The organism is Methylopila turkensis, from assembly GCF_027922325.1.
Lineage (GTDB): Bacteria > Pseudomonadota > Alphaproteobacteria > Rhizobiales > Methylopilaceae > Methylopila > Methylopila turkensis.
Genome location: NZ_BSFL01000005.1, coordinates 132,715 through 153,586 on the forward strand (window position 1 = coordinate 132,715; position 20,872 = coordinate 153,586).

Below are 20,872 nucleotides of genomic sequence, written 5' to 3' on the forward strand. Positions count from 1 at the left end.
CTAGTCAGCTGCTCTTTCCGGCTTCGCGATCGGCTTGTCCAAGGGCGCCTCTTCCATTTCGATGAGGCCTTCTTTGTGCAGGATTGAGATGGCTAGTCCCATCATCGTTTGCTCGTCGTCCGACGCCCCGCCGAGCCCGATGGCCTCATTGATCTCACTTGCCAGTCGCCCCATTAGCACAATGTAGCCGACATGCAATGAGTAGAGATTTCTAGCCAAATCTCTGTGATAGACCGGAAATGCCGAGGGCCATCGAAGATCTCCGCGCGTCATCTCGACCATATCATGAAGTAATTGAGCGTGAGATACATGGGCGGCGCCGCTTAGCTCGCCGTAGACTCTGCCCATATTTTTCAGAACGCCTACTGTGGCGTGAGGTGTTTTGCCGTCTTTGCGACGATCTATCCCGAGCTCTTGGACAGCCGAGATGATCTCGTGCTCTTGCCGAAGCAATGTGGCGGCTTGGACGTAGAGGCCCTCAACGATAGCCTCTTCGCAAAGATTAATCCCTTGCAAGAAATGGGAAATCAGCACGACTTGCTGGCTGGTATTTGGATTCTCCTCTATTCGCCTACCAGAATTTCTCGAAACTAAATTCATAAAGGCGCTACAGGCGAATGCATGCGCCTCAGTCAGCTTAATGTCGTTGCTCTTGAATTGCTCCCTGTTTTTGTTGCGCCTCTCCAACTGTAGGCCACTGACAGTCAATACAGGGACAAGGGCTTTCTCACCCCAATTTCCAAGCTCGCCAATTATGTCGTCACCAAAACTAAACTTGTCTTTCTCTGGCATGCCGTCACACTTTCAATTACTGCTTTCAGACCAGCGCGTTGAGATATGTTGCAGCCGAGGCGGCGATGTGAGCGCCGTGGACGGTTTCATCCGATCACCCGGACCTAGCTCGCCCTGGAAATGGCGCGGTCGACGAGCGAGCGCCGCTCGTCGTCGGACCGCGGCTTGGCGAGGCGGCGACCGATCGTCATTCCCTCATCGACCTCGTCCATCGCCTGAAGCGCGAGAAATCCCCGCGCGGTCAGGCCAACGCGCTCGACCATGCGGGCTCCGAGCTGGCCGGATTCGAAGGTGATGAGTCGGGCGTTCCCAAGCCACAGCAGGGTCGCCTCCACGAAGGCTTCCTGGGTCGCTCCCGCCGGCTTCGTTGAGCCCAGGGCGCTCTCGACCAGCATGTCGACCTCGATGTCGACCGGCACGGGAAAAGCCGCATGGAGCTGGGCGAACAACGCTGCAGCGACGTCGGCGAACAGATCGACGTTGTCAGACATCGCGACGCTCCAGAACGGGTCGGCGCAGTCTCGTCGCCAGCTTGGTCATTCTGGATCTCTCTTGGCGCCCTTCGCGACGACGACAAGCGCGTCATCAGGCAGGGGGCGCTGTAGCGCTTTGGCCTCTTCCCAATCGGCGCGCATCCAGACGTCGATCTCGTCCGCGGTCCTGAGGATCACTGGCATGGCCTTCGGGTGCACCGGCGCCACCACTGCGTTTGGCTCCGTCGTGAGGAAGCCGTAGAGGTCGATGTCCGCTTCCCAGCCCTTCGTCGCCTTTCGAACGCACGACCAGGTGGTCCAGAGGCCGGCGAAGACACAGAGCGGACGCTCCTCCGATAGTGCGAACCAGGTCGGCGAAAACTTGCCGTCGGGCCCACGCTCATACTCGGAGAAGCTCGTCATCGGCACGACGCAGCGATTCTTGGCGTCAAGCCATCTCTTCCAGTGTTTGCTCGACACGTTGCGGATGTTCGTGGTGCCGGCGTCGGGCTCCATTTTCAGGAGTTCCTGGAAGTCGACCTCCTTGCCCTTCGATCGAAGTTTGTCGGCGCGCTTGGAGGCAGCGTCGAGAAGCGCCTTCTGTGACGACGGCATTCCCCAACGCGCAGACACGAGCTCGCGGCCGTCCGCGCCATTTCGAACGATCGGCGCATCGTAATCGGGGAAAATGCCGGGCATGCTTGGGAGATTGCCCGTGCGGTCGACCATCGCCCGGGTCAGTTCTCGTATCGCAGCCTGACCCTTCGTGAGCGAATAGAGGTTGCACATGAGCGCAGTCTGCCGTCGCTTCCCGTCAAGGGCTAGCCCGCCTAGACCGGCATCGCTCTTAGGGGCATCGATTAAGACCGCGATCGCTTTCGTGGTCACCATGCAGCCCGTTGCCGCTCAAACCGCTGACGACACGCAATTGCTCCGGCAGCTAGGCTTTGTTGCCGGCCAGGCTGTCGCCTGTGACATCGAGGAACCCGACGTTGCGGCTCAAGTCGCAACGGCAATGGCCGATGCCGTCGGACTAATCGATGAGGCCAGCCACCGGGTGATGACGGAACAGGCATTGCTCGCGGCGGCGCAGCCCTGCGCGGCTCCGGCCGGTCGGCTCGGTGAGATCACCTCCAACTGGAAGGCGATGCGTAGGCGCGCAGGGCTCGACTGACGGGAGCTCAATCGACGTCATACACCTCGTCTCAACATATAACGACGCGGACACCTTCATGCGCTCGCGCGGAGCCCGCGACGCGCCAGAAGCCGACGTTAGCCGCGTGCCCGAAAGCCGACGCCGCGGCTCGCCCGAACGCGCCGTCGCGATGCATTGTCTGGCCGGCGGCAAGGAACGACCTACCCCTTGCATGCCGGCGGCGGCGCTGTAGCAGTTGATTGAATGGACACCTCGTCGCCCGCAACGCCCTCGTCCGTCGCCGACAACCCTCAGGTCCGGCTCGCCGAGGATCGGACCGTGTTGGCGGCCGAGCGGACCTATGCGTCGTGGCTCCGGACCGGGCTGTCGTTCCTTGCGGTCGGGCTGGCGGCTCAGCGGTTCCTGCGGGAGGCGCTGCCCGGCTCTCCGCTGTTCCTCGTGTCGTTCACCCTGATCTTCTGCGCGATCGTGTGCTTCGGCGCTGCGGCGTGGCGCGACGCGGAGGTGCGTCGCAGGCTCGGTCACGCGCAGGTGCGGCTGCTGCCGAGGTTCGTAGCGTTGGGGTTGCCCGTGATGCTGCTCGCGATGTCGAGCGTCGCGGCTGCGTTTCTCTGGACGCACTGACCGCCTCAGACGACCGTGACGTTCACCCGGTGCCACGACGAGGCAAGATAGCCTTTAAAATTCCAGACGTCTTCGGGATCGGCCGGCTGCGTCTGCCCCGCCGCGTCCCATGCGCGGACCACGAGTTCGTGGCGACCCGGGGAGAGTGTCGTATCGATCTCCCAGAACGTCCACGCGAACGGCGACGCGTCGTCGCTGGAAAGCTCCGCCTGCCGCCATGTCGCGCCGCCGTCCGCCGAGACGTCGACGCGCCGGATCGCTCGGTCGCAGGCGACGGCGTAGCCGCGCATGACGCAAGGACCCGCCTTCAACGTCGCGCCTTCCGCCGGCTCGCAGATCGCCGCGTTCAGAGGCATCGCCTCGATCGTGACGCCGTCGGCGGGGTCGGCGCTGTCCTTGTCGAGGTGCGGCGGGAACAGCTTGTAGTCGTCCGCCTGCATCGGATTGTCGGACGGTCTGTCCTGAACCGTGATCGAGGCCAGCCACTTGGGGCTGCGCACGCCGGCGAAGCCCGGCACGACGACGCGAAGCGGCTTGCCGTGCTCTGCCGCCAGCGGCTCGCCGTTCATGTGGGTCGCAAGCAGCGTCTCGGCAGAAAGCGCCTTCTTCAGCTCGATCGACGCGCCGAAGCGGAAGCGCTCACCGTCCTGATCGATCTCGTCGTGGCACTCGAACGCCACATGAAGGGCGGCGCTCTCGTCCACGCCCGCGGCGCGGAGCACGTCGCCGAGTCCGATCCCGTCCCAGCGCGCGTTGCCGATCGCGCCCGGCGCCCAGGGGTCGCCGGAGACCGGCCGGAGGCGGTTGAGGTCGGCGCGACGGTTGCCGGCGCACTGCATGGTGGCGGTGATTGAGCGCGGCGGAAACCGCCTAATGAGGTCCGACAGAGACAGATCGAGCGGCGTCGCGACGGCGCCGACGACGGTGAGACGGTAGCCGGCGGCTTCGAGATCCGGGATGTCGCCGTGGCTGCGGACGTAGAAGTCGGCGCGTTCGGTGAGATAGGCCGCACGCAGCCGGTCGAGCCGCGGCTCCGCATTGAACGGGGCGTCGCTGTGGACGATCTGGCCGGGCTTCCGATGGCGTGAGGCTGGCATGTCGCTCCTTGTCGTTGCGATCCAAACGACCGGACGCCGCCGAACGATCCGGAACCATAGCGGATCGGCACGACTTCCCGCATTGTCGAGGCAGGCCGCCCAATCATTGGGGTTCGGCGAGAGCCCGGAGATCGTCGATCTGCGCGACGTTGTGGAACAGTGCCTGAAGGATAGCTGGGGCCGCCTTTACGGCTACGCGCTCAGCCTGTGCGGCGACCGGGACGCCGCGCGCGACCTCTTGCAGGGCTGCGCCGTGAAGGCTCTCGACCACGCCGCGCAGCCCAGGGAGGCCGGCGCCGCCCGCGCCTGGCTGTTCGGCATCATGCGAAACGCCTGGATCGACGGGCTGCGTCGCGAGGCGGTCCGCCGTCAGGATCCGCCCGCCGAGCCGATTGGACCCGCGCCCTGGTCCTACGAAGACGCACGCATCGCCGAGATCACCGTGCGGCAGGGGCTCGAACGCATCGATCCGGCGCATCGCGAGGTGGTGGAACTCGTCGATCTGGCGGGTTTCCGCTATGCGGAGGCCGCCGACATCCTGGGCGTTCCGGTCGGCACGGTGATGAGCCGCCTGTCCCGGGCGCGGCTCGCGCTTCTAGAGGCGATCGAGCGCGGCAACGTCACGTCGCTGGAACGGAGCCGCACGAGCCGATGACGATGATCGATTGGGAGACGCTGAACGCCTATGTGGACCGGGAGCTCGCGCCGGCGGACGCCGCGCGCGTCGCGGCCGCCGCCGCGCGCGACCCCTCGATCGCGGCGCGCGTCGCCTCGCTGAGCGCGCTGAAGGCCGAGACGTCGGCGCTTCCGCCACCCGCAGGCGCTCCGCCGTTTGAATTGTCGTCCGCGGCGAAGACGCAGCCTCGCTGGCGTCCGATCGCGATCGCGGCTTCGGTCGCCCTTCTGATCGGAGCCGGCGCGCTTGCGTCTCACCCGTGGCGGACGGCGGTCGCGGACCCGCTCGCCGAGACGGTGGCGGCCGAGCGTCCCTGGCTGACGGGAGAGCGCGCCGCGCAGCCGGCGTCCGGCGTCCGGCTTGCGGTCGAGACCGCCGCGAGCGACGGGCTGCCGGATCTCTCCGCCGCCAACCTTCGGCTCGCCTATCTCTCGGCCGATCCGATGGCCGACGGGCGGCGCGGGCTGTTCGCAGGCTATCTTGGGCCGCACGGCTGCCGGCTCGGCCTGTGGATCGGGCGAAGCGATGCGACCGCGGCTTCGCGCGTCGTGCAGGATGTCGGCGACGTAAGGGTCCGTGGATGGGCGACGGGCGGCGTGGCCTACGCGCTGATGAGCCGGAGCATGGATCCTGTGCGGCTCGATCGGTTCGCAGCCGTGATCGCCGCGATCGTCGGGCGCGAACACAAGCTCGGCGACGACCTGCGGGTCGCGCTTCAGGATGCAGCCAGAACCGGCGGCGCGTGCAGCGGCTGACGCCCTGGAATAAATCCAACCGCCCGCGCGTCCTTGTCCTCACGGGGAATATGTCCCCGCGAGGAGACGACCATGTTCGACAGACGACGGATGCTGAAATCCGCCGGCGGCATGGCGCTTGGGTTTTCAGGGCTTGCGATCGCTGGATCGCCGCTGAAGGCCTTCGCGGCAGAGACCGTCACGCTGCCCTTCGCCAATGGCGAGCGAAAGCTCGTGCAGTATCCGGGCAAGCGCCCGCTGATCCAGCTGACCGCTCGCCCGCCGCAGCTCGAGACGCCGTTCTCGGTATTTGACGAGGGCGTCCTGACGCCGAACGACGCCTTCTTCGTGCGCTACCACCTTGCAGGCGTGCCGCTCTCGATCGACCCCGCGGCCTATAGGATCGAGGTGAAGGGCAAGGTCGACAATCCGCTGTCGCTCTCGCTCGATGATCTTAAGAAGATGGACGCTGTCGAGCTCGTCGCGGTCCACCAATGCTCGGGCAACAGCCGCGGCTTTGTCGACCCACGGGTGGCCGGTGGCCAGCTCGCCAACGGCGCGATGGGTAACGCCAAGTGGAAGGGCGTGCCGCTCAAAGCCGTGCTCGACAAGGCAGGCGTCCAGGCCGGCGCCATGCAGGTCTCGTTCGACGGGCTCGACAAGCCGGTCATCCCGGCGACGCCCGACTTCGTGAAGGCGCTCGAGATCGACCACGCACGCGACGGCGAAGTGATGCTCGCCTACCAGATGAACGGCGAGGACCTGCCCTGGCTGAACGGTTTTCCGGTGCGCCTCGTCGTGCCCGGGCGTTTCGGCACCTACTGGGTCAAGCATCTCGCCACCATCACGGTGCTGGACCAGCCATTCGACGGCTTCTGGATGAAATCCGCCTACCGCATTCCCGACAACGACTGCGCCTGCGTCGAGGCCGGCCAGAAGCCCGACAAGACCAAGCCGATCGGACGCTTCAACGTGCGCTCCTTCGTCACCAACGTGCTCGACGGCGCGAAGGTGAAGGCGGGCGACGCCGAGCTCCGCGGGATCGCGTTCGACGGCGGGACCGGGATCAAGTCGGTCGAGACCTCCGTGGACGGCGGCAAGACGTGGGCTCCGGCGAAGCTCGGCGAGGACCTCGGCAAATACTCGTTCCGCCAGTGGACCTCGAAGGCGACGCTGCCCTCCGGCGAAGCGACCATCATGGTCCGCGCGACCAGCAATGGCGGGGAGACCCAGCCGACGTCGCCGCTGTGGAACCCGCCAGGCTATATGCGCAACGTGGTCGAGACCACGCGCGTCGTGGCGGCAGCGTGAGGGAGGATCGGATGAGACATTTCACAATCGCCCTCGGCCTCGTCGGAGTGCTCGCCGCAGGCGCGGCGTCGGCCGAACCGAAAACCTACCAGCTCCCGGACGAGACGGCAGAGTTCAAGCAAGGACCCGGCGTCGAGGCGGCGCAGGACAACTGCATGTCCTGTCATTCGGCGGACTACATCAACGCCCAGCCGCCGAAGAAGGGCCGCGCGTTCTGGGAGGCTGAAGTCACGAAGATGATCCACACCTACAAGGCGCCGATCGAAGAGACCGACGCCAAGGCGATCGTCGACTACCTCGAGAAGACCTACTGAACGTACCGAACGAAAGCGCCGGCGCGGAGTTGGTCTCCGGCCGGCGTGACGTCGCGCCTTATGCAAGGAACCTCATGACCGATCCCCAGATCACCGAGACCACGAACGAAGCGCGACAGGGCGAGACCAGCGGTCACATGCGCTGGGTGTTGCTGGTCTCGATCGTACTGGCGATTGTGGCCGTCGCCGCCATTTGGTTCTGGATCGTCTGAAGTCGCTTCACGGAAATCGACGCCTCAGCGCTTGCCCTTGCCGTCGCCGTCGCGCATCTCGCCGGTCGGTTCCTGGACGTGGGCCTCGAGGAACCAGAGCTGTTTGTCGACGGCGCGCGACACCTCGGTGAAGAGATCCGATGTGCCCGCGTCGCCCGCCTCATCGGTCTGATCGACGTTCTCCCGGATGGCGTTGGCGTAGGCCGCATAGCGGTCAATGAGCGCTGCGATGTGGTCGGCGATCGCGTAGGCGTCGGTCGGATAGGGCGCGAGCGCCGAGCGCTCGGCGACCTCGGTCGCGGTGCCGATCGCTGTCGCGCCGAGCTGAACGGCGCGTTCGGCGACCTTGTCGTTCAGGTCGTCGAGTTCGTCGCGGAACCCGTCCAGCATCAGATGGACGCCGATAAAGTCCGGTCCCTTGAGGTTCCAGTGCGCCTGCTTCACCGCCAGCGCTAGATCGATCCCGTCTACGAGTCGCGCGTTCAGCAGTTCGATCGAGACCTTCCGCGCGTTCGAGGGGGTCGCGTTGCGGGTCTTGTGGTCGTGGATCGTCTTGCCAGTCTTGGTCTTGGTGGACATGTGTCTCAGCCTTCTTCGAATGTTTGAACTTGGATCTCGGTCGGTCGATGGGATGACAGGCCCGTGATGTCGCGACCACAACGAGCGCGGGAACGGCTCGTTCCCCCTGTCCGTCAGGCGCTCTTCAGGCAGGGCGCCACGAACAGGTCGCCTCGCCAGGCGCCGCGGACGGTGCGGGCGCCGACGATCAGCCAAAGGCACGCGAGCGCTGCGACCAGGACGACGCCGAAGCCGTGGATGGCCGGGATCGGCAGGACGCTTCCGAGCCTGAGTGTCGCGACCGCGTAAACGCCGAGCGGAAAGGTGTAGCCCCACCAGCCGAGGTTGAACGGCAGCCCCTCCCGCAGGTAGCGGAACGTGATCAGCAGCGCCATCGCGAGCCACCACAGGCCGTAACCCCACAGCAGCAGTCCCGCCACAAGCCCGACGCCCTCCGCGATCAGGCCGAACTGGCCGAGCCCGCTCGCGGCGAGGATCTCCGGCGCGGCGTGGCCGAGGACGAGCATGCCGAGCGCCCCGGTCCCGATCGGGCCGAGCGCGAGCCAGCTCGTCGTCGCCATCGAGACATGCGGCAGGTTGTGCAGGACCATTCTCAGCAGCAACACCACCAGCATGCTCATGGCGAGCGGCACGGAGAGCGACCACAGGACGTAGGAGACGACCAGCACGTCGAGCCGAAGCGAGGCCTCAGTGAGATGCGGGATCAGCAGGCCGCCCGAGACCGCTGCGACCTCGCAGGCGACCACCGGCAGCAGCCAGACCGCCGTCATCTGCTCGATCGAGTGCTCCTGGCGGGTGAACATCATGTAGGGGATCGCGATCCCGCAGACGATCGACAGGGCGACGTCGATCCACCACAGCGCGTGGGCGATCCCGACCGCGGCGTCTCCCCAGCGCGCGACGCCGAAGATGAGAAACCCGTTGATGATGGTTGCGAGGCCCATCGGAATGCAGCCGAAGAACATCGACACGACCGAATGCCCGAAGATCCGCCGCGCGCCGTCGAAGAAGAAAATCCAGCGCGCAGCGTAGAGGCCCGTAAACAGCGCGAACAGGCCGATGTTGAAGAGCCAGAGCCCTTCGGCGACCACCATCAGCGCCGGAACGTCCTTGCCAAACTGCGACAGCGCGATCGCGAGGATGCCGGTGCCCATCGTGGCCGCGAACCAGTTCGGCGTGAACTGCCGCACGACCTCGCGGGGGTTGTCGAGGCGCGACAGCGGATGGATGCCTGTCGCGACGAGGCGGGCCTGTTCGAAGGTCATTGGACGCTCCTCGTTGGTCTCTGGTCAGATGGTGGGGCCGGCGGCGACCGCGGCCATATGGGCGACGACGAGGATCGCGGTTCCGCCGATCGCGAGCGCGATGGCTAGCGATCCGACCTGCCAGAAGGCTGCGCGTCCGCTGATCCGCCCCGTCGCGATGTCGGCCTCGCCGTTCCAGAACGCACGGAAGCTGCGGTCCTGTTCGCGCTCCGGCTCCATGTTGCGGCCCATGAAGGCCGGAAGCGCCATGCCGCCGAGGAACATCACGCTGATCAGCACCACAAAGGCGAGCACGAGCGAAGTCTCGCCGCCGGCGGACGTCACGCAGGCGGCGACGATAAGCCACGAATAGGCGGCGAGAGGGGTCCAGATCGCGAGCGGATGGATGCGGGTGGCAGGAAGGCGCGGCGCGTCCGCGAGCGGGCGGGCGACGTCGGACGACGTCCGCACGATCTTCCTGCGGTCGATCGCTCGCGCTGTGGGTTCGCGTGCAGGAGCCCGAAAAGCGACGGCTGTCATGGCGGCTCTCCTTGTTTGCTGGCGGGGCGCTCAGTGCGTCCCGGTTCCTGCATGAAAGGTAGAAACCGCCATCCAATCGTTCCAACGAATAGTTTGGCACGTTTCATTCGCTTCAAGCGAACAAAGCGCGCCTTCTGGCTTCAGCCGCCGCTAAGCGCTGGGGCGCCGTCCGCCTTGGCTTTCTCGCCTTCGACGAGCTTGAACTTGACGGCCTTCGCCTCGCCCGCCGCTGCCTTGCCGACGGCGCGCACGGGCCCCACCGCGGAGGCCATCGCCGCGCCCTTCTCATTGGTCTTGAAGGCGACCAGCGGCTCATCCGTTCCCTCGACGAACAGGGCGTAAGGCGTGTCGGGCTTGAGCTTCGAGGCGCTGATCTCGAGAATGTCGATCAGGCCGAGATTGCGAGAGACGACCTGCCCGGCGCCCATCGAGCCTTCGGGGGCCTTCAGGTTCAGCGTCAGGTTCTCGGGCGCTTTCTTCAGCGGCGTCAGATTCTCCGCACCGCCGCCCGGCGCCGCGCCCGGCACGTAGACCAGCGCCTGCGGGGCCTGGCCAATCGGCATATGCGCCACCGCCTTGTTGCTGGCGGCGTCGATCACGTCGACGCCGTCGCCGTTCTCGAGCCCGACATAAAGACGACTGCGGTCTCCGCTCGCCCAGATCCCGTGCGGCAGCGCGCCGACCGGGATGGTGGCGATGAGCTTCGCCTCGTCGTCGGTCGTATAGACCTTTACGACGTTTTCCCCACCGATCGTGACATAGGCGAGCGTCTTGTCTCCGGATTTGCCGAAGGCGAGATGGTTGGAGATCGGTCCGGAGTCTATGACGCCCTTCACTTCGAGCGCCTTGGCGTCGATCCGCGTGACCTTGCCGACGTCCTTGTGCGTCATCCAGGCTTCCGACCCATCCGGCGTCATCTGGACGAAGGGCGAGAACGGCGAGACCACCTTGATCTCTTTGACGATCTTCTTGGTCGCGACGTCGATTACATCAAGCTGGCTGTTGAAGCTGTTGGCCACGAAGGCGAGCTTGCCGTCGGGCGCGAAGATGGTCATGCCCGGGCCGCTCGTCGTCTTGATCTTGCCCGTCTCCTCAAAGGTGTTCGGGTCGATCACCGCGAGATGGTCCTCGCCGCGAACCGTCGCCCACACCTCCTTGCCGTCCGGCGTGAAGAAGGCCTCGTGCGGGTTGCGGCCGATATAGGCCGTGCCCTTCACCTTATTGGTCGCCGTGTCGATGAAGGTGACCGAGTTCGTCACGGTCGAGACCGCGACCAGCGTCTTGTGGTCGGGCGAGAAGCCGAGGCCATGGACGTTGACCTGGCCCTTGTAGAGCGGACTCAGCACGTTCGGCCGCGGGTCGCCCAGCTTGATCTGGCCGAGCGTCTCGTTCTTGACCGGATCGATCACCGTCACGGTGTTGGAGTTCTGGTCGGCCGTGTAGACGCGGTCACCCTCCTGCGGCAGCGCGAAGGCTTCCGTCGAGGTGAGAGCGGTCGCGGCGAGAAACGCCGCGGCGACGAGGCGGGTGCGGGTCATTTCGAATCCTTGGGCTGGGGGATTTCGGCCTTTGCGGCCTGCGGCTTGGCGGCAAGGAGCCGCTTCATCAGGTCGATCTCGTACTGCTGCTCGACGATGATCGACTGGGCGAGGTTGCGGATCTCCGGGTCGTCGGTCGCGAGCAACGCGGCTTTCGCCATGTCGACCGCGCCCTGGTGGTGCGGGATCATCTGGGAGAGGAAGTCGTGGCGCGGGTCGCCGTTGGTCGGCGCCTGCATCATCCCGGCATGCATGCGGTCCATAGCCTTCGCGGTCGCATCGGCGTAGGCGGCTGCCTTCGGATCCTGAGCGCCCGTCGGCGCCGCATGCGTCATGGCGCTGTGGTCGTGCAGGCCTTCTGCGCCAGCGGGCGACGCCAGCGCGAATAAGGACAAAGCGAGCGGGATCGCGATCCGCATGAGGTCTCCTCTTCAAGATCGATGTCGCGAGGAGGGACGCCGGCCGGTCCGGGACCATTCCATCACGGACGCGTGATCGACGCGGTCGCGGAAATCTTTTCAGGCGCTGGGAATAGCGGGCGTTGAGGCGGCGTCTCTCGGCTCGTCAGTCACTTCAACCGACGGAGCCCCTTCATGCGCATCGCACTCGCCGCTACCGCTCTCCTGCTCGCGACCCCTGCCTTCGCGGGTCCCGCGGAAGAGATGTCCAAGTCCCGCATCGACGCGATCGCCAAGGGCGACGTCGCCGCGGTCCAGTCCGCCTACGCCGACGGCGCCATGCTTCACTGGGTCGGCGGCCCGCTCGACGGCGTCTACACGGGCGCGGACAAGCTCAAGACCGTCTGGACCAAGTTTTCGACCGCTCAAGGCGAGCAGACCGCCAAGGTCGCGTCCGTCTCCGAGGCCATGAACCCGAAGGGCTCGACAGTCACGGCCGACGTCACCTTCTCGGGCAAGAACGCGGTCAAGGTGCGCTATGTCATGGTTTGGCGCGAGGGCAAGCTCGCGGACGAAATCTGGCAGGTGAACCCGAACGCCGCCTACTGACGGCAGGAAGCAGATCCCTTGGACGAGGCCGCCGCCCTTCTCGAACCGCTGATCCCGCAGTTGAGGCGCTATGCCTATGCGATGACGCGCGACCACGAGAGCGCCGACGACCTCGTCCAGGACACGCTCGAGCGCGCGCTGTCGCGCTGGGCGCTGCGCCGGCGCGACGGCGACTTGCGCGCCTGGCTGTTCACGATCGAGCGTAATCTCCATGTGAGCGGCATCCGCACCCGCCGTCGGAGGCCAGAAAGCGCGCTCGACGCCGCCGACGAGCCGGGCGGCCATGCGACGCAGGATGTCGGCCTCGCGGCCCGGGACGCGCTCGAGGCGCTCGATCATCTGCCGGAAGACCATCGCTCGGTGCTCCTGCTGGTCGGCGTCGAAGACCTGACCTACGAAGAGACCGCGCGCGTACTGGACGTGCCGGTCGGAACCGTCATGTCGCGGTTGTCGCGCGCGAGAACACGCCTCAGGGCGCTGATCGAGACCGGCCGCTCCGGCTACCTGAGGAGAGTGAAGTGACGATGCCGGGCGCCCCTGTTGGCGACGACGATCTCGCCGCCCTCGTGGACGGACGCCTTACGCCCGAACGCCGCGCCGCGGTTGAGGCCTGGCTCGCGGAACACCCCGACGCCGCCGCCCGTGTCGAGTCGGACCGCAGCCAGCGTGATGACCTGCGCGCGCGCCTCGCGTTCAAGGTCGAGGAGCCGATCCCCTCGAGGCTGAGGATCGCGAACATCCGCGCCGCTCGCCGCGCGCGTAGCCTCAGTCAGCTTCGCGCCGTCGCAGCCGCGGTGGCGCTGGTCGCGCTCGGCGGCGCAGGCGGCTGGGTCGCCAAGGACGTCGCGGGGACGGGCCAGGGCGCAAGCTCTTCGCCCGTCGCCTTCGTGTCCGACGCCGTCGGCGCCTATCGAACCTTCGTGGTCGAGATCGCGCATCCCGTCGAGGTCCGCGCCGGCGACGAGGCGCATCTGATCACCTGGCTCTCGAAGCGGATCGGCAAACCGCTGAAGGCGCCCGACCTTACCGGCTTCGGCTTCCGCCTGATGGGCGGGCGCGTCCTTCCCGCAGGCGCGGGCGCCGCTGCGATGCTGATGTACGACGATGACTCCGGCACGCGTCTCACCGTCTATGTCCGCGCCGACAAGGGCGCCGAGACCGCATTCCAGTTCATGCGCGAGGGCGAGGTCGGCACGTTCACCTGGCTCGACCGCGGCTTCGGTTTCGCGGTCTCGGCCAAGGCCGACCGCGACCGCCTGCTGCCGATCGCAGAGGCTGTCTACAAGGACCTCGGCGCGTGACGCGCGAGGTCGCGAAGCGATGACGCTCGAGCAGCTCCGCATCTTCGTCGCTGTCGCCGAACGCGAGCATGTGACGAAGGCCGCACAGGACCTGAACCTCACGCAGTCGGCCGTTAGCGCCGCGGTGTCGACGCTGGAGGCACGTTACGCCACAAAACTTTTCGACCGCGTCGGGCGCAGCATCGTGCTGACGGAAGCAGGAAGAATGTTTCTCGGCGAGGCGCGCAGCGTGCTCGCCCGCGCCTCGACCGCAGAGCAAGCGCTGACAGATCTCTCCGGCCTCAAGCGCGGACGCCTGGCGCTCGCCGCGAGCCAGACGGTCGCGGGATACTGGCTCTCTCCGCTGATCCATGACTTTCGGCGCGCCTATCCAGGCGTCGAGGTCAGACTCCAGATCGCCAACACCGACGATGCGGCGGCGCTCATCCGCAACGGCGAGGCCGATGTCGGCATCGTAGAGGGCGAAATCGACGATCCGCTTCTCGCTTCCGAGACGGTCGCCGAGGACGACATGGTCCTGGTCGTCGCGCCGGGCCATCCATGGATCGGATCAGCCCCGAGTTCGGGCGAGGATCTCATCGCCTCGGAGTGGACTTTGCGTGAGCCGGGCTCGGGCACGCGCGCGATCTTCGAGGCGGCCATCGAGACGGCGGGAGTCGCGATTGAAAAGTTCGACGTCATGGTGCTCGCCTCCAACGAAGCGGTGCGATCTGCCGTCGAGGCCGGCGCGGGAGCGACGGTGCTGTCGCGCCTGGTCGCGAAATCCTCGATCGCGACCGGGGCGCTGGTCGTCGTGCCGTTCCAGCTCCCGACGCGCCGCTTCCTGTCGCTGCGGCATCGCGAGCGCCACGTCACGAAGGCCGCGCAGGCTTTTCTCGACATGCTCCAAGACGGGAAGACGTGACGTCAGGACTTCTCGACAACGCCGCGGCGATCGCGGAGCGCGCCGATGCGTTGGGCTTGCCTCACGTCGCTCCGCTTGAGGCCTACGCGGAACTTCTCCGCCAGCGCCACGGCGACGTTCCGCATTTCGATCCGTTCGACGGCGGGGTCGGCGCCCGCCTGCTCGTCCTGCTAGCGACGCCCGGGCCGAGCACGGCGTCGATCCGTTTCACGTCCCGGGACAATCCAACCGGCACTGCGCGGACGCTTCGACGGCTGTTCGACGCCTCGGAGATAGATCGTCGCGAGACCGTGCTCTGGAACGCCGTGCCCTGGATCCTGCCTCGGCAGCGCAACCGTCTGGGCGTGCCCAGAAAGCGCGATATCGAGGACGCCCGAAATGAGCTGCCTCGCTTGCTCAGTCTGCTACCTCGGCTTGAAGTGGTGCTTCTGCTTGGTGGGATCGCATCCGAGGTCGCGTCGGCCAGGATTCAACAGATCGGCCTGACCGCACTTGTGGCGCCGCATCCGAGTCCTACGAATCTCGCAGCGGATCGAACGGCCGCCGGGGCGCTCGCTCGCGGCTTTGATTTAGCGGCCTCCAAACTTTGCGTGCAGAGTTGACGAGAGAGCAGCGGCACGAGAGATTGCGAGCGTGGGATGGGGATGGGGCTCCCCGACACCGCCGTCAGGCTGATAGCTCCTGCAACGCGAGAGGCTTGTGGCTTCGCGCGTCGCAGGAGCGTGCGTCGCTCCAGCGACGCGCTGGCGGCAGCCTTTCCGACACGCGGAAAGGAAAGCTCAGTTGGGTTTCATCATCGTTTTTCTTGGCGCCGGGCTCGGCGGCGCCCTTCGGCATGCCGTCAACCTCGCGGCGTTACGATGGCTTGGGGCCGGCTTTCCTGTCGGCACCATGGCGATCAACATCGCAGGTTCTTTCGCCGTGGGGCTGATCGCGGCGCTCTTCGTCATCAAGGGAGAACTGCCCCAGGAGTGGCGGCTTTTCCTGACGACAGGCGTGCTCGGTGGTTTCACGACGTTTTCGGCGTTTTCGCTCGAAACGGCGCTGCTCTACGAGCGAGGCGAGACACTGGGCGCGGCGGCCTACGTCGCAGCCTCGATCATTCTATCGATCGCCGCCGTCTTTGCGGGTCTGCAGGTGATGCGGCTTTCGGGAGCCTGAGACATGAAAACGATTGTGGGTTCGTGGACGTTCTGGGCGCTGCTGTCGGCTACCTTCGCCGCGCTGACTGCGATCTTCGCGAAGATCGGGATCGACAATGTCTCCTCAGATTATGCGACGCTCGTACGGACGGTTGTCATTCTGATCGTGATCGCCGTCATCGTGATCGGGACTGGGCAATGGCCACAGCCGCATTCGGTGAGTTCTCGTACCTATGCCTTCCTAATGCTGTCAGGTCTGGCGACTGGTGCATCCTGGCTTTGCTATTTCAGGGCTCTGAAGCTTGGAGACGCGGCGCGCGTTGCGCCGATCGACAAGCTCAGCGTCGTTATGGTCGCCATATTCGCTGCCGTGTTTCTCGGAGAACGTCTGGCTGCGATCAACTGGCTGGGCGTCGCGCTGATCGCCTGCGGGGCGATGCTGGTCGCCTATCGGGGCTGACCGAAGCGTCGATCAGCGGAACAGCATCCACACCGCCATCGCGACCATCATCAGGTTCTCGGTCAGCGACACGAAACCGAGCGGTACGTTGCTCGAGCCTCCGACGCAGGCGCATTTGAGCTCGCGCTTGTCGACGTAGACGGCCTTGAACACCGACACTGCGCCGACCGTCCCGATGAGCAGCGCGACCGGGATGGAGACCCAGTGCAGCGCATCGGCGGTCATGAGCACGCCCGCCAGCGCCTCGCCGAACGGGTAGAGATAACCGTATCGGACCCAGCGGCGGGCGAGCAGGTCGTAGTTCAGGAACATGGTCGAGAACTTCTCGACGTCCTGCAGCTTGAGCAGCGCCAGGACGCACATGCTGAGCGACACGAACCACTCGGCGGCCCGCATCGTGAAGGGCGAGCCGAAGGCCGCGTGGCTCGCCGCCATGGCCATCAGCGCCGTCATGGCGAACACCGCGACGACCGGCCTGTAGCTGGTCTCGCCGGGCTCGGGGACATGCTGGCCGAAGTGACGCCGAAGGTCGTCGTAGCCCCCGATCCGCTTGCCCCCGATGAAGACCTGAGGCGTGGTCTTCACCCCGTGCTCGGCCTTGAACGCGTCGGTCTCCTCACGCGTCTTCAGCCAATGGTCCTCGACCTCGAAGCCCTTCCGCTCAAGAAGGTCAACGGCCTTGAGGCCATAGGGACAGACATGCGCCGGCATCACCATCCGGTGGATCGACGCCACCTGCTTCTCGCTCATCGTCATTCCTCGAACTTCATGCGGCGTCGGGCCGACGGGCCTGCGTGGCGGACCGCCGACCCCTGACGCTCACATCTTCCGGATCGTGGTCACGGTGATCTGGCCGTTCACGCGGTCGGCCTCGAACGTCACCTTGTCTCCGACCTTGACGCTCTTGAGCATGGCGGGATCGCCCGCCTTGAAGACCATCGTCATGGGCTCGTCCATGCCGAGGTTCTTTATCGGGCCGTGGTCGATCGTGATCTTGCCTGCGGCCTCGTTGATCTTCTTCACCGTCCCGTCCGCGGCCGCAGCCGCGGTGGAAATGATGGCGACCGCGAGGGCGCCGATGACCGTTGCTGTCTTCTTCATGTTCGAATGCCTCCTTGGGGTCACTTGACGGCGACCGTGCCGTCCATCCCGGCCATCGCGATGGCCCGGGATCAGGCAGGCGAAGTTGAACTCGCCCGACTTCGAGAACTTCCAGATGATCTCGTCCGACTTGCCCGGTGCCACGCGACGGCCGTTCGGCTCGTCGTGCTCCATGTCCGGATTCTTCCGCATCGCGATCGCGTGCCTATCGTTCTCGGCACGGGTCGCCAGTATGAACTCATGGTCGAGCTGGCCCTCGTTCTTCAGCACGAAGCGGACCTGCTCGCCGCGCCTGGCGGCGATCGAGACGGGCGCGAACAGCATCTTGCCGTCGTCGGTCTCTTTCATCACCACCTCGACCGTGCGCGAGGGCCTCTTGGGGTCGCCGGGCTCGCCGAAGGCCGTGGCCTCGCCATGCGAGTGGCCGGGATCCGCCGACGCGGCGACGGGAGCGAGCGCCGTGAGGAGCACGGCGAGCGTGAGGAACGTCTTCATCTGACTTGTCCTGTTGGGCGTCGGGTTCAGTGGTTCGCGTGCCCGCCGGAGCCGGCCTTCGGCTTAACGACGTTCATCTGCATGTCGCCGGGCTTGGCGTCCGCGGGCGCGGCCTTCGTCGCAGCCGGCGCGTCGCCCTTCCATTCGAAGGCGACCTGTCCTTCAGGGTGCTTGAACCAGCCGGGATCGCTGTAGTCGCCGGACGCGATCCCCTCGCGGACCTTCACGACCGAGAACATCCCGCCCATCTCGATCGGGCCGAACTGGCCGAAGCCCGTCATCATGGGCAGCGTGTTGTCGGGAAGCGGCATCTCCATCTCGCCCATGTCGGCCATGCCCGCCTGGCCCATCGGCATGTAGCCGGGGACCAGCTTCTTGATGGTCTTGGCCACGTCCTTCTTGTTCACGCCGATGAAGTTTTGGACCTCGTGGCCCATGGCGTTCATGGTGTGGTGCGACTTGTGGCAGTGGATCGCCCAATCGCCGGGGACCTCGGCGACGAAGTCGAAGGCCCTCATCTGCCCGACCGCGCAGTCGATCGTGACCTCGGGCCAAGCCGCGGCTTCCGGCACCCAGCCGCCGTCCGTGCACGACACCTTGAAGTCGTAGCCGTGCATGTGGATCGGATGGTTCGTCATCGTGAGGTTGCCGAAGCGAACCCGCACCCTGTCGCCCTTGCCTGCGACGAGGTGGTCGATGCCCGGGAACACACGCGTGTTCCAGGTCCAGAGGTTGAAGTCGGTCATCTCCGCGACGCGGGGCACATAGGTCCCCGGGTCGATATCGTAGGCCGACATCAGGAAGACGAAGTCGCGGTCGACCCGCCGGAAGGCCGGGTCCTTCGGGTGCACGACGAAGAAGCCCATCATGCCCATGGCCATCTGGACCATCTCGTCGGCGTGCGGGTGGTACATGAAGGTCCCGCTCTTCCGGAGCTGGAACTCGTAGACGAAGGTCTGTCCGGGCTTGATGTGCGGCTGGGTCAGTCCGCCGACGCCGTCCATGCCGGAGGGCAGGAGCTGCCCGTGCCAGTGGACGGTCGTGTGCTCCGGCAGCTTGTTGGTGACGAAGATGCGGACCTTGTCGCCCTCGACCGCCTCGATGGTCGGGCCGGGCGACTGGCCGTTGTAGCCCCACAGATGCGCGACCATGCCCGGGGCGAGCTCGCGGATCACGGGTTCCGCGACGAGGTGGAATTCCTTCCAGTCGCCGTTCATGCGCCAGGGCGCGGTCCAGCCGTTCAGCGTGACGACGGGGTTGTAGTCTGGGCCGGTCGTCGGAACGACGGGCGGCTGCATGGTCGCGTCCCTCATGGTCGCGGCCTCCGGGATCGAGGCCGCCTGGGCGCGGCCCGAAACCGCGGCGGCCGCGACGAGCGACGTGGCGCCCGCCGCTGATGCGGACAGGAAGGATCTGCGCGAGACGGTCATGATGTCTCTCCCGGTCATTGGGGCGAAGCGGCGGGGGCGGAGGAGGCCGAGGCGAGCTTCGGTTCCGGCGACGCCTCCCCGGCGCCGCCGCCTCCGATCAGGGCGGCCTGGAAGTCCACGTCGGCGATGAAGAAGTCGCGCCTCGCCCGGATCGCAGCGACGTTCGAGGCGACGTTCTCGCGGGCGTTGGTCAGGAGCTCGAAGGCGTCGATCAGCATGCCGTTGTACTGGAGCAGCGACTCCTCGGTGATGACCTTGCGCAGCGGCAGCACGTGGCCCTGGTATGCCCGCGCGATCTCGTGGCGGCCGCGATAGGTGGCGTAGGCCTCGCGGGCCTCGGCTCGGGCATTGACCGCCTTCTCGAGCAGCCGGTTGACCGCGCCCATGTAGGCTTCCCGGGCCTTGGTCGATGCGGTCTTGCCGAAGTCGAAGATCGGGATCTGAACCGCGACCTCGAAGCCCTTCGGGTTGGTCTTGTCTCCCTCGGCGGACTTCGTGTGGTTGGCGAGGCCGGTGACCTCGAGCATGGAGATCGCCTGGGTTTGTTCGGTGAGACCGTACTGCTGAGCCAGCGCGTCGAGCGCGAGCCTGTCGCCAATGATGTCGACCCGCCGCGTAAGCGCGACCGCCTCGACGTCGGCCTGCGTCTTGAGCCGCGGGAGCGGCGAAAGCCTCGCCGGGATCCTGTAGTCGAGGCCGCGGCCCCAGAGACCGAGCTGCCGGGTGAGCGCCTCACGCTCCTTGGCTGCGTCGAGCCTGGCCTCGGCAAGCTCGGTCGCGACCTCGGCGTAGAGAGCTCCCGAGCGCGCCTGGTTGAGCTTGGTCGCGGCCCCGGTCTCGCCGAGCTTGCGGGTCAGCTCCGCGGCGGCTCCCGCCGAGGCGCGGGCGGTCTCGAGGAACGCAGCGGTCTCGCGGGCCGCCACCGCCCGGTAGTAGGCGCGCCTGACTTCCGCGGCTGTGCGGAAGGTCGCACCGATCGCCCGGTACTGGGCCGCGCGGAACTCGCTCTCGGCGATCTTCGTGCGGCGGGGCAGCGTCAGGAGCTGGAGCAGGTCCGCGATGAGGCGCCGCTCGATGTCGAGGTCGCCGGAGCCGGTGACCCGTTCGATCGAGATGGTCGGGGACGGCGGCAGGCTGGCCTCGACGTATTCCGCCTCGGACACGCCGAGCACGTTGTACTCGGCCTGCAGGCCGCGGTTGTTCAACAGGGAGACCTGGGCTGCGGCGTCGGCCGTCAGGGGCTTGGCGAGTAACCGGTCGACGCGCGACCTGACGGCGACGGCGTCCGCGGGGGTGGCGATTTTCGCCGTCGTCGCGCCGAGCTCGAGCGAGACACGCGACGCGACGGGCGTCATGCCGCCGTCCTTGGTGAAGCTCGCGCAGGCGCCGAGGCCGCCCGAGAGCGCGACGACCGTCGCGGTCCTCAGGAGGCTGGAACGGAGGGCGATCATCACATGCCCTCCATCGGCTTGGAGGTCACGCCCTTGTTCTGCTCGAGCCACGGTTTGGGCTCGACCGGGCGATAGTCCGCCGTGCCGGTCGTGACAGAGGCCGGACGGGCGGACGGCACGGGAGCCGACGGGTCGCCGGGATCATGCCCCGAGACGGGCGACGGCAATTGGGTCGAGCAGGCGGACAGAAGAAGTGCGACGGCAGCCGAGACGAGCGGCTTCATAGGAAAACCCCGGGATCTGAACGAGCAAGCGGCGATGGCGCGGAGGCGCCGGCGGCACGCGCGGTCG

The 20,872-nt window shown here is 66.4% G+C and carries 28 protein-coding genes and 1 riboswitch; of the genes, 14 read left to right on the forward strand and 14 right to left on the reverse strand.

Going from position 1 to position 20,872, the window contains the following annotated elements; translation table 11 throughout:
• The 3 genes from PKE78_RS17585 to PKE78_RS17595 all read right to left on the reverse strand — a co-directional run bounded on the left by PKE78_RS17585 (position 1) and on the right by PKE78_RS17595 (position 2,054).
• Complete coding sequence (locus tag PKE78_RS17585; protein ID WP_271202229.1) at positions 1-792, reverse strand: hypothetical protein; 792 nt, start codon at positions 790-792, stop codon at positions 1-3.
• A 104-nt stretch (positions 793-896) separates the two neighbouring features.
• The gene (locus tag PKE78_RS17590; protein ID WP_271202230.1) at positions 897-1,283 is read right to left on the reverse strand and encodes a hypothetical protein; all 387 of its coding nucleotides are present in this window, start codon (positions 1,281-1,283) and stop codon (positions 897-899) included.
• Positions 1,284-1,328: 45 nt separating this feature from the next.
• Positions 1,329-2,054 carry an SOS response-associated peptidase gene (locus tag PKE78_RS17595; RefSeq protein ID WP_271202231.1) on the reverse strand — a complete coding sequence of 242 codons (726 nt, stop codon included), beginning with the start codon at positions 2,052-2,054 and terminating at the stop codon, positions 1,329-1,331.
• 91 nt (positions 2,055-2,145) lie between these two features.
• Here PKE78_RS17595 and PKE78_RS17600 point away from each other — a divergent pair, with 91 nt between their 5' ends.
• Positions 2,146-2,439: a hypothetical protein gene (locus PKE78_RS17600; RefSeq protein WP_271202232.1), complete on the forward strand. Its 294-nt coding sequence runs from the start codon at positions 2,146-2,148 to the stop codon at positions 2,437-2,439.
• A gap of 225 nt (positions 2,440-2,664) precedes the next feature.
• Positions 2,665-3,045 (forward strand): YidH family protein, encoded by a 381-nt coding sequence (locus PKE78_RS17605; RefSeq protein ID WP_271202233.1) that lies wholly within the window; start codon positions 2,665-2,667, stop codon positions 3,043-3,045.
• A 5-nt stretch (positions 3,046-3,050) separates the two neighbouring features.
• On the opposite strand, the gene PKE78_RS17610 is transcribed toward PKE78_RS17605, so the two are convergent.
• Positions 3,051-4,142 carry a molybdopterin-dependent oxidoreductase gene (locus PKE78_RS17610; protein ID WP_271202234.1) on the reverse strand — a complete coding sequence of 364 codons (1,092 nt, stop codon included), beginning with the start codon at positions 4,140-4,142 and terminating at the stop codon, positions 3,051-3,053.
• Between the two features lie 82 nt (positions 4,143-4,224).
• Between PKE78_RS17610 and PKE78_RS17615 the strand changes: the two genes are divergently transcribed.
• The 5 genes from PKE78_RS17615 (at position 4,225) to PKE78_RS17635 (ending at position 7,389) form a co-directional block, all read left to right on the forward strand.
• Entirely contained in the window at positions 4,225-4,797 is a 573-nt protein-coding gene (locus PKE78_RS17615; protein ID WP_271202235.1) for an RNA polymerase sigma factor, read from the forward strand.
• A complete protein-coding gene (locus tag PKE78_RS17620; protein ID WP_271202236.1) occupies positions 4,794-5,573 on the forward strand; it encodes an anti-sigma factor in 780 nt (259 codons plus the stop codon). Before PKE78_RS17615 ends, PKE78_RS17620 begins: the two co-directional genes overlap by 4 nt.
• 72 nt (positions 5,574-5,645) lie before the next feature.
• The gene (gene sorA, locus PKE78_RS17625; RefSeq protein ID WP_271202237.1) at positions 5,646-6,863 is read left to right on the forward strand and encodes a SorA family sulfite dehydrogenase catalytic subunit; all 1,218 of its coding nucleotides are present in this window, start codon (positions 5,646-5,648) and stop codon (positions 6,861-6,863) included.
• A gap of 11 nt (positions 6,864-6,874) precedes the next feature.
• On the forward strand, positions 6,875-7,177 hold the full coding sequence (gene sorB / locus PKE78_RS17630) for a SorB family sulfite dehydrogenase c-type cytochrome subunit (RefSeq protein WP_261405074.1): 303 nt from the start codon (positions 6,875-6,877) through the stop codon (positions 7,175-7,177).
• A 74-nt stretch (positions 7,178-7,251) separates the two neighbouring features.
• Positions 7,252-7,389, forward strand: a complete 138-nt coding sequence (locus PKE78_RS17635) for a hypothetical protein (RefSeq protein ID WP_271202238.1) — start codon at positions 7,252-7,254, stop codon at positions 7,387-7,389.
• 24 nt (positions 7,390-7,413) lie between these two features.
• Here PKE78_RS17635 and dps read toward each other — a convergent pair whose 3' ends face one another.
• The 5 genes from dps to PKE78_RS17660 form a co-directional block, all read right to left on the reverse strand.
• The gene (gene dps, locus PKE78_RS17640; protein WP_271202239.1) at positions 7,414-7,968 is read right to left on the reverse strand and encodes a DNA starvation/stationary phase protection protein Dps; all 555 of its coding nucleotides are present in this window, start codon (positions 7,966-7,968) and stop codon (positions 7,414-7,416) included.
• Positions 7,969-8,081: 113 nt separating this feature from the next.
• Positions 8,082-9,233, reverse strand: a complete 1,152-nt coding sequence (locus tag PKE78_RS17645) for a TDT family transporter (protein ID WP_271202240.1) — start codon at positions 9,231-9,233, stop codon at positions 8,082-8,084.
• Between the two features lie 24 nt (positions 9,234-9,257).
• Entirely contained in the window at positions 9,258-9,752 is a 495-nt protein-coding gene (locus tag PKE78_RS17650; RefSeq protein WP_271202241.1) for a hypothetical protein, read from the reverse strand.
• 140 nt (positions 9,753-9,892) lie between these two features.
• Positions 9,893-11,290 carry a YncE family protein gene (locus PKE78_RS17655; protein ID WP_271202242.1) on the reverse strand — a complete coding sequence of 466 codons (1,398 nt, stop codon included), beginning with the start codon at positions 11,288-11,290 and terminating at the stop codon, positions 9,893-9,895.
• Entirely contained in the window at positions 11,287-11,709 is a 423-nt protein-coding gene (locus PKE78_RS17660) for a DUF305 domain-containing protein (RefSeq protein ID WP_271202243.1), read from the reverse strand. Before PKE78_RS17660 ends, PKE78_RS17655 begins: the two co-directional genes overlap by 4 nt.
• A 174-nt stretch (positions 11,710-11,883) precedes the next feature.
• Between PKE78_RS17660 and PKE78_RS17665 the strand changes: the two genes are divergently transcribed.
• The 7 genes from PKE78_RS17665 to PKE78_RS17695 all read left to right on the forward strand — a co-directional run bounded on the left by PKE78_RS17665 (position 11,884) and on the right by PKE78_RS17695 (position 16,104).
• A complete protein-coding gene (locus PKE78_RS17665; RefSeq protein ID WP_271202244.1) occupies positions 11,884-12,297 on the forward strand; it encodes a nuclear transport factor 2 family protein in 414 nt (137 codons plus the stop codon).
• An 18-nt stretch (positions 12,298-12,315) separates the two neighbouring features.
• The gene (locus tag PKE78_RS17670; RefSeq protein WP_271202245.1) at positions 12,316-12,819 is read left to right on the forward strand and encodes an RNA polymerase sigma factor; all 504 of its coding nucleotides are present in this window, start codon (positions 12,316-12,318) and stop codon (positions 12,817-12,819) included.
• Positions 12,820-12,821: 2 nt separating this feature from the next.
• A complete protein-coding gene (locus tag PKE78_RS17675; protein ID WP_271202385.1) occupies positions 12,822-13,598 on the forward strand; it encodes an anti-sigma factor family protein in 777 nt (258 codons plus the stop codon).
• Between the two features lie 19 nt (positions 13,599-13,617).
• A complete protein-coding gene (locus PKE78_RS17680) occupies positions 13,618-14,502 on the forward strand; it encodes a LysR family transcriptional regulator (RefSeq protein ID WP_271202246.1) in 885 nt (294 codons plus the stop codon).
• The gene (locus PKE78_RS17685) at positions 14,499-15,104 is read left to right on the forward strand and encodes a uracil-DNA glycosylase family protein (protein ID WP_271202247.1); all 606 of its coding nucleotides are present in this window, start codon (positions 14,499-14,501) and stop codon (positions 15,102-15,104) included. The genes PKE78_RS17680 and PKE78_RS17685 overlap by 4 nt, the downstream gene beginning before the upstream one ends.
• A 29-nt stretch (positions 15,105-15,133) precedes the next feature.
• A riboswitch (Fluoride riboswitch) is annotated at positions 15,134-15,193 on the forward strand.
• A gap of 92 nt (positions 15,194-15,285) precedes the next feature.
• Positions 15,286-15,663 (forward strand): fluoride efflux transporter CrcB, encoded by a 378-nt coding sequence (gene crcB / locus PKE78_RS17690; RefSeq protein WP_271202248.1) that lies wholly within the window; start codon positions 15,286-15,288, stop codon positions 15,661-15,663.
• Positions 15,664-15,666: 3 nt separating this feature from the next.
• Positions 15,667-16,104 carry an EamA family transporter gene (locus PKE78_RS17695; RefSeq protein WP_271202249.1) on the forward strand — a complete coding sequence of 146 codons (438 nt, stop codon included), beginning with the start codon at positions 15,667-15,669 and terminating at the stop codon, positions 16,102-16,104.
• A 12-nt stretch (positions 16,105-16,116) separates the two neighbouring features.
• Here the strand turns inward: PKE78_RS17695 and PKE78_RS17700 are convergent, their stop codons facing one another.
• The 5 genes from PKE78_RS17700 to PKE78_RS17725 all read right to left on the reverse strand — a co-directional run bounded on the left by PKE78_RS17700 (position 16,117) and on the right by PKE78_RS17725 (position 20,805).
• Positions 16,117-16,854 (reverse strand): MauE/DoxX family redox-associated membrane protein, encoded by a 738-nt coding sequence (locus tag PKE78_RS17700; RefSeq protein ID WP_428981293.1) that lies wholly within the window; start codon positions 16,852-16,854, stop codon positions 16,117-16,119.
• 69 nt (positions 16,855-16,923) lie between these two features.
• The gene (locus PKE78_RS18520; protein WP_309299124.1) at positions 16,924-17,700 is read right to left on the reverse strand and encodes a copper-binding protein; all 777 of its coding nucleotides are present in this window, start codon (positions 17,698-17,700) and stop codon (positions 16,924-16,926) included.
• Between the two features lie 26 nt (positions 17,701-17,726).
• Positions 17,727-19,130: a multicopper oxidase domain-containing protein gene (locus PKE78_RS17715; RefSeq protein ID WP_271202252.1), complete on the reverse strand. Its 1,404-nt coding sequence runs from the start codon at positions 19,128-19,130 to the stop codon at positions 17,727-17,729.
• A gap of 14 nt (positions 19,131-19,144) precedes the next feature.
• A complete protein-coding gene (locus PKE78_RS17720; RefSeq protein ID WP_271202253.1) occupies positions 19,145-20,581 on the reverse strand; it encodes a TolC family protein in 1,437 nt (478 codons plus the stop codon).
• A complete protein-coding gene (locus PKE78_RS17725; protein ID WP_271202254.1) occupies positions 20,581-20,805 on the reverse strand; it encodes a hypothetical protein in 225 nt (74 codons plus the stop codon). Before PKE78_RS17725 ends, PKE78_RS17720 begins: the two co-directional genes overlap by 1 nt.
• Positions 20,806-20,872: the final 67 nt, after the last annotated feature.

Excerpts from the sequence above, each read along its gene's own strand:
- PKE78_RS17585 (WP_271202229.1), bottom strand. The coding sequence starts at position 792 with ATGCCAGAGAAAGACAAGTTTAGTTTTGGTGACGACATAATTGGCGAG.
- PKE78_RS17590 (WP_271202230.1), bottom strand. The coding sequence starts at position 1,283 with ATGTCTGACAACGTCGATCTGTTCGCCGACGTCGCTGCAGCGTTGTTC.
- PKE78_RS17595 (WP_271202231.1), bottom strand. The coding sequence starts at position 2,054 with ATGTGCAACCTCTATTCGCTCACGAAGGGTCAGGCTGCGATACGAGAA.
- PKE78_RS17605 (WP_271202233.1), top strand. The coding sequence starts at position 2,665 with ATGGACACCTCGTCGCCCGCAACGCCCTCGTCCGTCGCCGACAACCCT.
- PKE78_RS17610 (WP_271202234.1), bottom strand. The coding sequence starts at position 4,142 with ATGCCAGCCTCACGCCATCGGAAGCCCGGCCAGATCGTCCACAGCGAC.
- PKE78_RS17620 (WP_271202236.1), top strand. The coding sequence starts at position 4,794 with ATGACGATGATCGATTGGGAGACGCTGAACGCCTATGTGGACCGGGAG.
- sorA (WP_271202237.1), top strand. The coding sequence starts at position 5,646 with ATGTTCGACAGACGACGGATGCTGAAATCCGCCGGCGGCATGGCGCTT.
- sorB (WP_261405074.1), top strand. The coding sequence starts at position 6,875 with ATGAGACATTTCACAATCGCCCTCGGCCTCGTCGGAGTGCTCGCCGCA.
- PKE78_RS17635 (WP_271202238.1), top strand. The coding sequence starts at position 7,252 with ATGACCGATCCCCAGATCACCGAGACCACGAACGAAGCGCGACAGGGC.
- dps (WP_271202239.1), bottom strand. The coding sequence starts at position 7,968 with ATGTCCACCAAGACCAAGACTGGCAAGACGATCCACGACCACAAGACC.
- PKE78_RS17645 (WP_271202240.1), bottom strand. The coding sequence starts at position 9,233 with ATGACCTTCGAACAGGCCCGCCTCGTCGCGACAGGCATCCATCCGCTG.
- PKE78_RS17650 (WP_271202241.1), bottom strand. The coding sequence starts at position 9,752 with ATGACAGCCGTCGCTTTTCGGGCTCCTGCACGCGAACCCACAGCGCGA.
- PKE78_RS17655 (WP_271202242.1), bottom strand. The coding sequence starts at position 11,290 with ATGACCCGCACCCGCCTCGTCGCCGCGGCGTTTCTCGCCGCGACCGCT.
- PKE78_RS17660 (WP_271202243.1), bottom strand. The coding sequence starts at position 11,709 with ATGCGGATCGCGATCCCGCTCGCTTTGTCCTTATTCGCGCTGGCGTCG.
- PKE78_RS17665 (WP_271202244.1), top strand. The coding sequence starts at position 11,884 with ATGCGCATCGCACTCGCCGCTACCGCTCTCCTGCTCGCGACCCCTGCC.
- PKE78_RS17675 (WP_271202385.1), top strand. The coding sequence starts at position 12,822 with ATGCCGGGCGCCCCTGTTGGCGACGACGATCTCGCCGCCCTCGTGGAC.
- PKE78_RS17680 (WP_271202246.1), top strand. The coding sequence starts at position 13,618 with ATGACGCTCGAGCAGCTCCGCATCTTCGTCGCTGTCGCCGAACGCGAG.
- PKE78_RS17695 (WP_271202249.1), top strand. The coding sequence starts at position 15,667 with ATGAAAACGATTGTGGGTTCGTGGACGTTCTGGGCGCTGCTGTCGGCT.
- PKE78_RS17700 (WP_428981293.1), bottom strand. The coding sequence starts at position 16,854 with ATGAGCGAGAAGCAGGTGGCGTCGATCCACCGGATGGTGATGCCGGCG.
- PKE78_RS18520 (WP_309299124.1), bottom strand. The coding sequence starts at position 17,700 with ATGAAGACGTTCCTCACGCTCGCCGTGCTCCTCACGGCGCTCGCTCCC.
- PKE78_RS17715 (WP_271202252.1), bottom strand. The coding sequence starts at position 19,130 with ATGACCGTCTCGCGCAGATCCTTCCTGTCCGCATCAGCGGCGGGCGCC.
- PKE78_RS17720 (WP_271202253.1), bottom strand. The coding sequence starts at position 20,581 with ATGATCGCCCTCCGTTCCAGCCTCCTGAGGACCGCGACGGTCGTCGCG.
- PKE78_RS17725 (WP_271202254.1), bottom strand. The coding sequence starts at position 20,805 with ATGAAGCCGCTCGTCTCGGCTGCCGTCGCACTTCTTCTGTCCGCCTGC.